The organism is Oscillospiraceae bacterium CM (assembly GCA_022870705.1).
GTDB lineage: Bacteria > Bacillota > Clostridia > Oscillospirales > Oscillospiraceae > Sporobacter.
Map to the genome: position 1 here is coordinate 1,818,772 of CP072107.1, position 13,921 is coordinate 1,832,692.

At 47.3% G+C, this 13,921-nt stretch carries 11 protein-coding genes and 1 tRNA gene; 1 reads left to right on the forward strand and 11 read right to left on the reverse strand.

The genetic code is table 11. The features are described 5' to 3' along the window. Positions 1 to 243: 243 nt before the first annotated feature. The 3 genes from IZU99_09045 to IZU99_09055 all read right to left on the reverse strand — a co-directional run bounded on the left by IZU99_09045 (position 244) and on the right by IZU99_09055 (position 2,188). Positions 244 to 1,014: an enoyl-ACP reductase gene (locus tag IZU99_09045; GenBank protein UOO37393.1), complete on the reverse strand. Its 771-nt coding sequence runs from the start codon at positions 1,012 to 1,014 to the stop codon at positions 244 to 246. Positions 1,015 to 1,181: 167 nt separating this feature from the next. After that, positions 1,182 to 1,421, reverse strand: a complete 240-nt coding sequence (locus IZU99_09050; GenBank protein ID UOO37394.1) for an MTH865 family protein — start codon at positions 1,419 to 1,421, stop codon at positions 1,182 to 1,184. A gap of 68 nt (positions 1,422 to 1,489) precedes the next feature. Then, positions 1,490 to 2,188 (reverse strand): Crp/Fnr family transcriptional regulator, encoded by a 699-nt coding sequence (locus IZU99_09055; GenBank protein ID UOO37395.1) that lies wholly within the window; start codon positions 2,186 to 2,188, stop codon positions 1,490 to 1,492. 227 nt (positions 2,189 to 2,415) lie between these two features. On the opposite strand from IZU99_09055, the gene IZU99_09060 reads away from it, so the two are divergent. Further along, positions 2,416 to 3,651, forward strand: a complete 1,236-nt coding sequence (locus IZU99_09060) for a cation:proton antiporter (GenBank protein UOO37396.1) — start codon at positions 2,416 to 2,418, stop codon at positions 3,649 to 3,651. Positions 3,652 to 3,763: 112 nt separating this feature from the next. Here the strand turns inward: IZU99_09060 and IZU99_09065 are convergent, their stop codons facing one another. From IZU99_09065 to IZU99_09100, 8 genes are all read right to left on the reverse strand, one after another. Continuing rightward, complete coding sequence (locus tag IZU99_09065) at positions 3,764 to 4,477, reverse strand: response regulator transcription factor (GenBank protein ID UOO37397.1); 714 nt, start codon at positions 4,475 to 4,477, stop codon at positions 3,764 to 3,766. After that, positions 4,467 to 7,175, reverse strand: a complete 2,709-nt coding sequence (locus IZU99_09070; protein ID UOO37398.1) for a sensor histidine kinase KdpD — start codon at positions 7,173 to 7,175, stop codon at positions 4,467 to 4,469. The genes IZU99_09065 and IZU99_09070 overlap by 11 nt, the downstream gene beginning before the upstream one ends. A gap of 46 nt (positions 7,176 to 7,221) precedes the next feature. Beyond that, the gene (locus IZU99_09075; GenBank protein ID UOO37399.1) at positions 7,222 to 7,782 is read right to left on the reverse strand and encodes a potassium-transporting ATPase subunit C; all 561 of its coding nucleotides are present in this window, start codon (positions 7,780 to 7,782) and stop codon (positions 7,222 to 7,224) included. 11 nt (positions 7,783 to 7,793) lie between these two features. Further along, positions 7,794 to 9,851: a potassium-transporting ATPase subunit KdpB gene (gene kdpB, locus IZU99_09080; protein UOO37400.1), complete on the reverse strand. Its 2,058-nt coding sequence runs from the start codon at positions 9,849 to 9,851 to the stop codon at positions 7,794 to 7,796. 10 nt (positions 9,852 to 9,861) lie between these two features. After that, the gene (gene kdpA / locus IZU99_09085; GenBank protein ID UOO37401.1) at positions 9,862 to 11,550 is read right to left on the reverse strand and encodes a potassium-transporting ATPase subunit KdpA; all 1,689 of its coding nucleotides are present in this window, start codon (positions 11,548 to 11,550) and stop codon (positions 9,862 to 9,864) included. Then, positions 11,547 to 11,636, reverse strand: coding sequence for a K(+)-transporting ATPase subunit F (gene kdpF / locus IZU99_09090; protein ID UOO37402.1), 90 nt, complete (start codon positions 11,634 to 11,636; stop codon positions 11,547 to 11,549). Before kdpF ends, kdpA begins: the two co-directional genes overlap by 4 nt. A gap of 246 nt (positions 11,637 to 11,882) precedes the next feature. Beyond that, positions 11,883 to 11,958: transfer RNA gene (locus tag IZU99_09095), tRNA-Val, on the reverse strand. 153 nt (positions 11,959 to 12,111) lie between these two features. Further along, positions 12,112 to 13,716: an ATP-binding cassette domain-containing protein gene (locus IZU99_09100; protein UOO37403.1), complete on the reverse strand. Its 1,605-nt coding sequence runs from the start codon at positions 13,714 to 13,716 to the stop codon at positions 12,112 to 12,114. Positions 13,717 to 13,921 lie beyond the last annotated feature (205 nt).

Genomic DNA, 13,921 nt, shown 5'->3' on the forward strand with positions numbered 1-13,921 from the left:
TTTTCTGAGCAAGCACATTTTTTTGCATCATTATATTTACATTTTTTAGCAATAGTTATATATTGAATTAATATTCAGTGTATAAGCGTCAGTGATTATATTTTAACGTTCGTTATATTACGTGCTGTTATTGTTCTTAAATTTTTTCATATTCGTGATTATTGAGTATCTTTTATCTCGTTTAATATTGTAGCAATAAGAAACCCGCCATAAGGCGGGTTTCTTTAAGCAAACGTTGTAATTTTACAGCCCCATGATGTTAAAGCCGCAGTCGACATAGGTCACTTCGCCGGTAATACCGGACGAGAGGTTGCTTAAATAGAATACGGCGGCGTTTCCGAGGTCTTCAATCGTCACACGGCGCTTGAGCGGCGCCTTCTCATCGGTCGTCGTCAGAATCGTGTTGAAGTTCTTAACGCCTTTGGCAGACATTGTCTTGACAGGGCCTGCCGAAATCGCATTGACGCGAATGTTCGCCGGGCCGAGGTCGGACGCTAGATAGCGGACGCTGGCTTCTAAGGCGGCTTTGGCAACACCCATAACATTGTAGCCTGTAAAGACTTTTTCCGAGCCCATATAAGTGAGCGTTACGATACCGCCGCCCTCTGTCATCAGGTCCTTTGCCTTACGGGAAACGGCGACGAGAGAATAGGCGCTGACATCGAGCGCGTGGGCGAAGCCCTCTCTAGAGGTGTAGATGAAATCATTCGTCAAATCCTCGGGATTGGCGTGCGCAATCGCGTGGACAACGCCATGGAGGACGCCGTACTTTTCCTTAATGACGTCAAAAGTCGCATTAATATTGTCGTCTGACGAAATGTCGCAGATATACACGCCGAACGCGCCGAGCTCCGCTGTCAGCTTTTCCGTCTCTTCCTTTTCCCGCTCGCTTAAACAGGTAAAAATCAGATTGGCGCCCTCAGCGGCGGCGGCTTGTGTAATGCCCCAGGCAATGCTCCATTTGTTGCGCAGTCCCATGATTAAAATATTTTTATTTTCCAATAAAGTCCCCATCTGCATAACTCCTTCGGTCAGTAATCACGGTGTTTGAGTCATTATACAAGATTCCAGCAAAATTTTCAATTTTGATTTTTAGCAGGATAAGATGCCAAAACAAGCGGGGGCGGCGGGCGGTGTTTCCACCTGCCCGCCGCTCTCGCGATGTGTCGATTTAATACGTCTTACAAACCAGCACGGCTGACAATCGTCTCGCCGACGTCCTCAGCCGATTGAAACGGAAAATCGTCGGCCTTGAGCAGTTTGCCGGCCTCTCCGGCTGTCACCTTCAGGTCCCCGGCCTGGCATGTTGTATCCGCACCGTTAGGAAAGGCAGCCAGCAAAGCTTCCGGTGTCGCGATTGGGAAAGATGCGTTTTTAAGCGCACCGACGATCTGGCCTTTGATTGTCTGACGAACATCCATAATATGCACCTCTTTAATTAAGATGTTGTCAGTTTACAGTATTAATGCGCGTATTTCCGTCAAGTGTTTTACAAAATAGAATTCTTTCTGCCGGCAGCGGCAACTTTATCCTCATGATGGGTTGGCAGAATAAAGCGGCGCTGATGGCTGATGATTCTGCCTTCCTGCCGCAGCGCGTTGATTGAATTTGTCACCATAACGCGCGAGGCGTTGACGAGATGCGCGATATCCTCATGGCTGAGGCGAACCGTCAGCTGGGTGCCTTCTGGCGTTACGGTGCCGTATTTCCGACTCAGCCGGACGAGCGTATTGAGTACTCTGTTCTTCACATCGCAAAAAGCCATGTCCGACATAGAGTTCGTGTAGCTGTTGAGCCTGTCCGTCAGCGCTTTGATGAGTTTTATCGAGATTTCCGGGTTCTTCAATAGCTTCACAAAGTCGTTTTTATAGCAGCGACAGACAAACGTCTCCTCCAGCGCCCGGGCATTGAGCGTCTGGAACATATCGTCAAAAATCGTGTTTTCCCCGATTATATCGTTTTCCTCGAGAATATCGAGCGCGATTTCCTTGCCTTCTTCGGAGCATTTGTACAAAAGCACCTTGCCGTAGCGCACTAGAAAAATTGTATCCGCCGGGTCTCCCTCAGCGAAAATGCGGTCGCCTTTGGCGTAGCGCCTGCCTTTTGCCAGCTTAATAATCTGCTGCTTTTCCGTGTCGTTAAGCGCCTGAAACAGGTCCAGATCCTTCATACATTTGAAATTTTTCATAAGCGGCTCCCAATCAATTTCGATAACACCATTATATTTCGTCTGTCCGCCTATTTCAATCGTGTTTTGGCGTGCGTCTGTCTTGACCGGCACAGTCAGATTTTTCCCGATTTGCGCCAGTCAAATAAGCAATTAAACCGCTAAATGGCAAGGTTGTTGAGTTGACATCCGAAAAAATATATTATAATATACGATAATCAAAAGTTATTCGGAAGGGTGCAATTTTCGTGTTATTAATTTTTCACAACATCTACGGCTCCATGTTATTGCTCTGCATTTTCGCGTTATTTACACCGGTCCTCTCCGCCAAAATGAAACTTTTTAAGATCCCAACCCTCATTTTGGAAATTATTGTAGGTATCATCCTTGGCAAAAGTTTTCTCGATTTATTCGCCTCACAGCATGAGCAGCTCCGTTATTTGTCGGAAATCGGCGTTCTGTTCTTTATGCTTGTATTAGGGTTAGAAATCAATCCTGATATTATTTTCCGTAAATCCAACGGCCCAAAAACAACAAACCCGCTTGTCTTAGTCCTCATCATCTTTGTCTCCTCACTTGTCATTTCCTTCGCGTTTGGTTACATACTGTACCATTTCGGCATCATTAAGAATATCTATATTATCAGCGTCATCATCGCGGCAACGGCACCCGGTATTGTCATCCCGGTTCTGAAAGAAAACAATATTTCGGATACCTTTTATGGCCAGACAATCGTGTTGTATATGACAATCAGCGAAGTTATCTGCCTATTCTTGATTTCCTCATACAGCCATTTGTCGCTGATGGGTCTTGTCTATAATATCCTCATCGTGCTCGGCATCTTCGTCACTGTTAAAGTCTTTAAAACGGTGAAAGACAAAGTCGGTGACCGCTACACCACCTTAAAGGTCAACAGCTTTTTTAACTTAGAATCGCGGTTTGCCTTGGCCATCATGTTCATCTTCGCAACAATTTTCTACATGCTCAATTATGATGTCGTGCTCGGTGCCTATCTGGCTGGTATCACGCTGGCGATCGTTTTAAAGAAAAGCGAAAAGGAAGTCATTCACAAGCAGCTCGACACGATCGGCTTTGGATTTTTTATCCCGCTCTTTTTTATCATCACAGGGTCAAATCTCAATATTCCGGCCGTTTTCAGCTCGTGGAACGTCATCGTGCTGATTCCCTGCCTCTTTGGTCTGATGTTCCTAGCGAAGTTTATTCCGGCCTTCCTTTTCACAAAGGTGTTCGGCAAAAAGCTTGCCATGCATACCGGTTCACTGCTGGCGGCGCAGTTTAGCCTTTTGCTGATCGGCTCTGCAATCGCCTTGGAGAATCATATTATTGACGAAACTTTCTACTCGGCGCTTGTTGTCACCGCTCTCATATCCAGCCTTGTGCTTCCGGTTATCTTCCTGAAGTTTATCAATAAAAATAAGCAAAAGCTCAATCTTGACAGCCCAGCGGTGTCAACCTCCATGTAAATCCAACAGTGTTTAGCGGCGGGACGTTAGAAAACGTCCCGCCGCTTTTTTAGATCATTTTCAGGGAAGTAAGCAAGCTCAATTATGTTCTTCCAAGGGTATTCGCAAAAATTTAATCCTCAACCATCCGATACCCGACGCCAACTTCAGTATCAATATACCGTGGTTCAGCGGGGTTAATCTCCAGTTTCCTCCGGATATTGGCCATATTTACACGAAGGGCTTGTACTTCACTCAAAAATGTATCACTCGTATAAGGCCCCCAGACTTCTTTGATGATAAAATCGTGTGTCAAAACTTTCCCGGCATGTTTTGAAAGTAACACGAGGATTTTATATTCAATCGGTGTAAGATGTAGCTCTTTTCCTGATAAGGCGACGAGTCTCTTTTCAAAATCGATTTCAAGGTCTCCGACGGCGAACTTACCCTTTTCAAGGACTGAGGATTCCGTTGACTTTAGACAGTGTCGCAAGGCAGTTCTGATCCGAGCCAACAATTCCGCTGTTCCGAATGGCTTCGTGATATAGTCGTCTGCGCCAAGGTCAAGCGCCTCAACCTTCTCACGTTCATGTCCCCGTGCAGAAACAACAATAATCGGAAGCCCTGTCCATTGCCGAATAGTTTTCAGGACTTCAAGTCCGTCCATATCGGGCAGACCGAGATCAAGCAAAATCAGATCTGGTACATGTGAGGCTGCCATCGAAATAGCTTCCTTGCCTGTTGCCGCTTTTATAACATTGAAATCATTTGATGTTAGCACGGCAGACATGAAATTGCAGATGCTTCCCTCGTCATCAACAATCATCACGAGTGTCTTATTCTCCATCTTTTTGTTCCTCTACAAGTGGCAAGGTGAATTTAAACGCTGCGCCGCCTTTTTTTCGGTTAGTGGCCTCCATACTTCCGTTATGAGACTTTATAATGGACATGCAAATTGACAAACCGATTCCCATATTTCTAGATGAATCGGCGCTTCGCTTTCTATCAGGTGCATAACTATCGAAAACGTAAGGTAAGTCCTGCTCTGAAATCCCTTCGCCGTTGTCAAGCACTTCAAAGACAGCGTCTTCAGCGTTTTTACTGACAATAACATCAATATTAGTTTCATTACCTGAGTGCTTTACCGCGTTTTCGAGCAAGTTTATAAGTACCTGTTCAATGAGTGTTCCATCCATCGGGACGATCAAGAGCTGATCTGGGACCTTAACCGCGATTTTACGTTCCGGAAATCTTTTTCGAATTCGGCTGATTGCTTCAGCGACAATTTCTTCAGCGGCCTCCGGTGTTTTGATAACACTGGAAGTACCTTCATTGATCCGTGTAACGGACAAAATATTTTCTACCATACGAATCAGCCACTGCGATTCTTCTTTAATATCTGTCAATAGCTTAACGTGGGTCTCCCGATCAAGTGACTCGCCACTTTCTAGAATCGCCTGACTTGATCCGAATATGCAAGTCAATGGGGTCCTCAGATCGTGTGAGATAGCACGTAGCAAATTGCTGCGCATTTTTTCTTTTTCGGAATCGATAAGGATTTTTCGTTGCTCGTCCGAGAGAATCTGCCGTTCAAGGGCTAGAGCAACCTGTGAGACAATCATTTGTAGGTACAGCCGACGGTCCTGACTCAGTTTTCCGTTCAAACAAGAAACGCCGATAACGCCTAGTGGCTTGCCCTGCGCGATCACAGGCACATAATATCCACTTGCACCCATCAGCGTATCGGTTCCAGCACCGGCATTTTTGAGATTTAGAAAAACCCAGTGCGCAACAGCACGTTCGTCAGCCGAAAAAAGTACTGATGCATCGGTCTCTGCTTCGGCTTGTTTGAACGAGAACTGCTTGTTATTTTCCGGGTCTTGTGTATAGAAAACGGCGGAGCGTGAAAAAAGCTTTGTAATATAATCGGTAGTCAGCGCAGTTATATTATCATTTCCTCGTGTGACAAGCAGCTTTTTGTTGATTTCATAAAGGACCTTAGTGCGCCGCTCTCTTTCCACAGCTTGCTGCGCGTTTGTTTTGACCCGAACAGTCATGGCGCTCGTGACGAGAGCGACAAGCAGCATGACAGCAAAAGTGACTGGGTAACCCGGTTGGATGGCGTTAAAGGTATAATAAGGTACGGTAAAGAAGAAATTGAAGACCAAAACACTCAGGATTGAAAAGAATACACCGTAAAAATACCCTTGAGTCGTCCGTGAAATCGTAAGGACTGACAGGATGTATACCATGATGATATTCTGGTCACCAATCTCAAGCGCTTTCAGGACAAAACAGAGAAGTGTCGCCAGCACTAAATAGCCTAGGGCTTTTATCGTATCCGACCAAGATAAGGAGATGTTTTGAGACAGTATTTTACGCCGCGGCTTTTTATATCTTTTCTGCCCAGGGATACCAGGTATGATATGAAGCTCGACAGTTGGCAGAAGGGCTATTAGTTTATCTTCAAGATCAGTTTCAAAGTAAGACAAAAATGTTTTTTTGTTCCGGCTTTTGCCGACAACGATATTTGTTATCCCTGATAGCTTAGCATAACTGGCAATGATCGTTGCAATATCGTCGCCATTGAGGGTGACAATTTCACCGCCGAGCTCCTCGGCTAGATCCATGTTCAACCGGATATTTTTCTTATCTTCTTCCGATATGTTTTGACTGTCCAAACAGTCGACATAGGCTGCTACCCAGGGGGCGTGGAATGAATCTGCAGTCCTCGCCGTCCAGCGGATACATTTTGCGGAGGAAGGGGATGGCCCAATGCAAACCAGCAGCCTTGTGCTGGCCATTTTCTCTGCCATATGTAATTCGTTCTGATTGTCGTGGCTGACGCGGTCAGTTGCTTTTCGCATGGCTATTTCACGGAGAAGACGCAGATTCCCCTTCGTGAAAAAGTTATCCATTGCCGTGCGGGCTCGCTCGGGACGGTATATTTTGCCTGCTTCGAAACGCCTAAGCAGTTCATCCGGTTCGATATCAATCAGCTTGACCATATCGGCCCGATCGAAGATGGCGTCGGGGATCGTTTCGCGGACTCGTACCTTCGTAATATTCTGCACAATGTCGTTTAAACTCTCGATATGCTGAACATTGACTGTCGTATAGACATTGATGCCAGCCTTCAGCAATTCTTCAATATCCTGATACCTTTTTTTGTTCCGAACCCCTTCCGCGTTTGTATGCGCAAGCTCGTCGACAAGTATCAGCTCCGGCTGGCGTTTCAGCGCGGCATCAAGGTCGAATTCTTTGAGCTGAATGTTCCGATACTGGATTGTTTGGGGCTGTAGCACCGGCAGACCCTCCAGCAAAGACATTGTCTCCGGCCTTGTGTGCGGCTCTAGATAGCCGACAAGAACATCCACGTCGTTTTTTTGTTGTTCTCTGGCGTCATCAAGCATGGCATATGTTTTGCCAACACCGGCGGCGAAGCCAAAAAATATTTTCAATTTTCCTTCTTTTCTCGGTTCGCTTAAATGAATACTTTCCAGCAATGCGTCCGGATCGGGCCGCCCATCATTGACTTCAGACATGTCTTTCACCAGCCTCTCGTATATGCAGTATGCCATTGTTTAACAGCTAAATCAAGCCGTCAAGCGCCATATTGACCTTCAGGACATTAACAGCGTCTTCGCCCCAAAAACCGAGAAATTTACCGGTTGTATATTTACTAATGATCTCTCGAACCGACTTCTCACTCATCCCGCGCTCACGCGCGATTCTGGCAACTTGGTACTCAGCCGCTGCGGGGGAAATATTTGGGTCTACACCGCTGGCAGAGCCAGTGACGAGATCCATCGGGATAGGTGCGGTATTGGTGGGATCAAAGGCGTGCCACCAGTCAATGCGCTCCTGAACCAGCTTTTTTTCATCGCTGCTGGCAGGGTTCAGATTCGTTGTACCAAGCGCTCGTCCAATTAAATACTGTGGTTTCGAAAACTCCTGCTCGATCAGTGCCGAGCCATATTCCTTTTTTGACCCGTCTTTCAGCGTCACCGTCATAATACTCCCATTAGCCTGCGCAGGAAATACCGCTTGTGCAACAACGGTGATAACACCTGGGTAAACGACGCCACACAGCATTGTCATGATGAAAAAACAGACAAGCACGGGCCGCAATGATTTTAAGATTCTTCTCACGTTATTTCACCTCACACGATATGACAGACAGTTAAAATGATATCAATCAGTTTGATTGCGATAAATGGCGCGATTATTCCACCTAAACCATAGACACCGAGATTACGTTTTAGCAGGTTTCCAGCGGATGTTTCCTGATATTTGACGCCTTTTAGAGACAATGGGATAAGCGCGATAATAATCAATGCATTGTAGATAATTGCTGACAAGATCGCACTCGTAGCGCTTGTCAAGCCCATGAAATTAAGAACGGCAAGTTGAGGATATATCCCAAAAAACAAAATGGGAATGATGGCAAAATATTTAGCGATATCATTTGTAACGCTAAAGGTCGTCAGCGCGCCACGCGTCATAAGAAGCTGTTTGCCAATACGTACGATATCGATGAGCTTTGTCGGGCTGGAATCTAGGTCGACCATGTTGCCTGCCTCTTTGGCGGCTTGCGTCCCGGTATTCATCGCAACAGCCACGTCCGCTTGGGCTAGAGCTGGCGCGTCGTTTGTACCGTCGCCGGTCATGGCTACGAGATGCCCCAGTGCCTGATAATCGCGGATGAGATTGAGCTTGGCATCCGGCGTGGCTTCAGCCAGAAAATCATCGACACCTGCCTCGGCAGCAATGGCGGCAGCTGTCATGGGGTTGTCGCCAGTGATCATAATCGTCTTTATGCCCATCTTCCGAAGATCGTCAAAGCGCTCCTTAACGCCATTCTTAACGATATCTTTTAAGTAGATTACACCGAGAACGGCCCCGTTTTTTGCCACAACAAGCGGTGTACCGCCTTTGCCGGCGATCTGCTTGACGATTTGATCACATTCGTCGGGATAGTCTTCGCCTTTATCAAGAACATAATTCTTGACAGCGTCAGCGGCGCCTTTTCTGATTTCATTACCCTTGTAGTCAATCCCACTCATTCTTGTCTTTGCGGTGAATTCTATGAAGGATGCGCCGAGATTTGACATGTCGCGCCCCCTTATATTGAAGCGCTCCTTGGCGAGGATGACGATGCTGCGTCCTTCTGCTGTTTCATCAGCCAGTGAAGACAGTTGTGCTGCGTCTGCCAGCTCCTGTTCTGAAACGCCTTTTACCGGGAAAAACGCACTTGCTTGCCTATTGCCGAGTGTAATGGTGCCAGTCTTATCCAACAGTAAGACATCAACATCACCCGCCGCTTCAATGGCACGCCCGCTCATCGCCAGGACATTCGCCTGATTGAGCCGACTCATACCCGCAATACCGATAGAGGACAATAATGCACCGATTGTCGTTGGTGCCAAGCAAACAAGAAGGGCAATAACATTGGTGATTGAAACAGCATGACCTGCACCGGCTTGTTTGCTGGCAAAATCGGAGAACGGAAGAAGTGTCGCTGTCACGACGAGAAATATAATTGTCAGTGTTACCAGCAAAATCTGCAGAGCGATTTCGTTGGGCGTTTTCTTTCTGGAAGCACCTTCGACCATGGCGATCATCTTGTCAAGGAAGCTCTCGCCTGGGTCAGCTGTTCCTTTGATAATCAACCAGTCGGAAACCAACGTTGTACCACCGGTCACGGCACTGCGGTCGCCGCCTGACTCGCGGATGACTGGAGCAGATTCACCAGTGATGGCGCTCTCGTCAACGGAGGCTGCGCCGTCAATGACTTCACCGTCAATTGGAATCTGTTCACCCACCTTCACATAAACGATATCGCCCTTTTTAAGGGTGCTTGATATCACCTCTTCATAATCATCCGGGTTACATGATGTTTTTAATTTCCGCGCCTTGACGTCCTTACGTGATTTCCGAAGCGTATCGGCCTGAGCGCGTCCGCGGCCTTCGGCAATCGCCTCGGCAAAATTCGCAAAAAGCACCGTAAACCAAAGGATTAACGCAATGGCCAATGTATATCCCGTGCTTTCATCTCGAATTCCGACAAAAGTCAGAAGCCACAGTGCCGTTGTCAGAAAAGCTCCAATATAGACGACAAACATGACGGGATTTTTAATCTGAACAGCCGGCGTCAATTTTTTAAAGGATTGAACAATAGCGTCCGCATAGATTTTTGACTTTGTATGGTTTGTTTTCATTGTTCACACCTCATCTTACAGCTGTAAAGTAGTCTGCGATCGGTCCAAGGGCTAGCGCTGGTAAAAAAGTCAGCGCGCCGACGATCAGGATAATAGCAATCAGGAGACCGACGAACAATGCGTTGCTTGTTGATAGTGTCCCTTCCCCGGCGGCAACGATTTTTTTATTGGACAGATTGCCAGCTAAAAATATCACCGCAGTCATTGGCACAAAACGCGTGATCAGCATTATGATGCTGCCGATGACATTGGTAAAAACGGTATTTGCCGCATATCCGCCAAACGCGCTGCCGTTATTTGCCCCCATGGAAGTAAATGCATAAAGGATTTCTGAGAAACCGTGCGCGCCCGGATTTGTCAGCCACGTTGTGACCTGCGGCATTAATACGGCTGCCAGAGTGCCAAACAAGATGAACAAAGCCGGTGTCAGAATAATAATGCAGACCATTTTCATGTCAAACGGCTCTATTTTTTTACCGAGATATTCCGGTGTTCTCCCGACCATAAGACCTGCAATAAACACGGTGAGAATAATAAAACCAAGCATGCCATACAAGCCGCTCCCAACGCCGCCGAAGACAACCTCGCCGATGTGCATCAGGAACATAAGCACAACACCACTCAGGGGTGTAAAACTATCAAGCATTGCGTTAACGGAACCGTTTGAAGCCGCCGTTGTAGCCGTCCCCCAGAGCGCCGAAGTCGCGACGCCGTGTATAACCTCTTTGCCCTCCATACTTCCGGATGATACAACGCCACCGAAAACGGGCGCGCCATAAAGCTCACTGGCAGTAATGCCAACGAGGCAAACGACAAACAATATAAGCATCGCGGCATAGATAGATCGGCCTTGCTTACTATTCTTGACTGCTTTACCGAAGGAAACACAAAGCGCAGCGGGGATGAGAAGAATGGAGAGAAGCTGCAGCAGATTTGAAAGAGCTGTGGGATTTTCGAGTGGGTATGCCGAATTCATGCCGAAGAAGCCGCCGCCGTTTGTACCCAGCTCTTTAATGGCAATCTGGCTGGCCGCAGGGCCAAGCGGAATCGTCTGAACTGCTCCGCGCTCAAGCGTTGTCGTGTGTGTATATGAACTTAGTGTCTGAACAACGCCCTGTGAGACGAGAATGACGGCGAGCACGAGAGACAGCGGAATCAGGACATACAGCGTGACACGAACAAGATCCTTCCAGAAGTTGCCGATGGTCACTTGTTGTTTCTGAATGAAGCCGCGGATCAGCGCAAAAAGGACAGCAATGCCGACACCAGCCGACAGGAAATTCTGAACAGTCAATCCAAGACTCTGCGTGAAATATGATAATGTACTTTCGCCGGAATAGGCCTGCCAGTTTGTATTGCTTACAAAGCTGGCCGCGGTGTTCAATGCCAAATCCCAACTCACATTTTTTATATGTTCTGGATTGAAGGGTAAAACATTTTGCAGGAGCTGAATCAAAAAGACAACGACAAAGCTGAGAAGGCTTATAGAAATAACAGAAAACGCGTACGTCTTCGGCGTCATGTCGCCCTCTCCGCGCACGCCCATCAGTTTGTAAATGCCCTTTTCAACAGGGGATAGAATGCGCGTTAGGAAAATGCGCTGGCTTGTCATGACTTTGTAAATATACAAACCAAGCGGAATAGACAAGCCAATCAACACGAGGATGTAGAACAAATCCGATACAAAAATATTACTCATAGATTCTCACCCCTGAACAGAACATAAAACAGATACCCGAGGAGGGCTAACGCAATAATTGCTGCAATAATAAGGATAGCTTCCATAACACCCACACTTTTTTCTAATCAAGTTTTCGCACTTTTGATTATAATTATTTTCTCCTAAAGTTGGTGTAAAGGACACCATGGTACGTATAAAGATTGTATAAAGACGCTTTTTAAGCACAGTTTTTGCCTGCGGAATCACTAAACGCAGAAAAGTCCTTGGCTTAAGCAGTTTTCGCCCAATAAAACCAATAAAGGCTGACTCATAAGAGTCAGCCTTTATTGGTTCAAAGACAATTTTTAATTTGGTGGACGGTACAGGACTCGAACCTGTGACCCTCCGCACGTCAAGCGGATGCTCTACCAGCTGAGCTAACTGTCCATGTCAGCGAACGTTATTTTACAACGAATGCGGCAAATTGTCAAGCCCTTAATTTCATTCCGGGGGCTTGTAACGACCCCCGGAATCAAGGGCAAATGGGACCTCGCGGCAGCGCGAAACAGCTTCTACCACCGGTGGCAGGACCTCTGTTGCCTATCCTTTTTCTTGCACGCGCTTCATATCAATATACTCGTCATACGTCATATTCCGGTCGATAATCTTCCCATCGTCCGTAAACTCGATGATCCGGTTTGCCACCGTCTGGATGAGCTGATGGTCGTGGGTTGTGAAAATGATGTTGCCCTTAAACTCGTCCATACCATTGTTGAGCGCCGCAATGGATTCCAAGTCAAGGTGGTTCGTCGGCTGGTCGAATATCAGAACGTTTGCGCCTGAGAGCATCATCTTCGACAGCATACACCGGACTTTTTCGCCACCCGACAGCACCTTAACGGCTTTATAAACGTCATCCCCCGAAAAGAGCATCCTGCCGAGGAAGGTGCGTAGATAGCTCTCGCGCTTATCCTCGGAGAATTGGCGCATCCAGTCCATAATGCCCAGATCGCAGTCGTTGAAGTACGCCGAATTGTCCTTCGGGAAATACGCCTGTGTCGTTGAAACGCCCCACTTCACCGTCCCCTCGTCCGGCTCGAGTTCCCCGGCGAGAATTTTATACAGCGTTGTGATGGCGATCTCGTTGGCACCGATGAGGGCAATTTTATCGTCCTTGCCCATAATGAAGCTGACCTTGTCAAGGAGTTTCACGCCGTCTACTGTCATCGAGACATCTGTGACAAAGAGCCTGTCCTTACCCGGTTCGCGTTCCATTTTAAACCCGACCCACGGATAGCGTCGCGAGGAGGCCGGAATCTCGTCCATCGTTAGCTTATCGAGCATTTTGCGGCGCGATGTCGCCTGGCGGGACTTTGATTTGTTCGCCGAAAACCGGCGGATAAATTCCTCAAGGTCCTTGATTTTATCTTCATTTTTGCGGTTTTGATCCTTGATAAGCTTCTGCATAAGCTGGCTGGCGTCATACCAGAAGTCATAGTTGCCGACGTACATTTTGATCTTGCCGTAATCAATATCGACAATATGGGTACAGACCGTATTGAGGAAATACCGGTCGTGCGAGACGACGATGACAGTGCCCGCGTAATCGAGCAGAAAATCCTCCAGCCAGACGACAGAGTTCACGTCGAGATTGTTCGTTGGCTCATCGAGCAAAATGATATCGGGCGTGCCGAAGAGCGCCTGCGCGAGCAGCACCTTCACCTTTTGGCGCGGCTCCAAGTCCCGCATCATCTGCTCGTGCTGCGCCGTGGCGATCCCCAGCCCCTGCAACAACTGCGAGGCGTTTGATTCGGCTTCCCAGCCGCCCAACTCGGCAAACTCTTCTTCAAGCTCGGCTGCACGGATGCCGTCGGCGTCTGTAAAGTCTTCTTTTAAATACAGCGCGTCCTTTTCCTTGCCGCACGTATACAGGCGCATATTGCCCATGACGACGGTCTCGGTGACCGTATAGTCGTCATACATATTCTGATCCTGCTTGAGGACGGACATGCGCACCTTCTGCTTGATTTCAACGCTGCCGCTTGAGGGCTCAAGCTCTCCGGCGAGAATTTTTAAAAACGTGGATTTGCCGGAGCCGTTGGCACCGATCACACCATAGCAATTACCGGCGGAAAACTGTAGGTCAACGCGGGAAAACAAGGAGGTTCCACCGTATTGCAGGCTGAGGTTCGAGACAGTTATCATGTTATCTAATCATCCGTTTCTTTTGTTTGGCTTTATTATGCATCGCTGTCTGCGCATACATATGATGATTATAGCAAATCCTGCGGCAAAACAAAAGTTTGATTTATTCGGTCGCGTTGGCACTGTCAAATTCCTCAATTTTTGTCGGGAAAAGGCTCAATGCGTCTGGACAAGAAGCCAAATGTATCCTATAATATTTCTTACC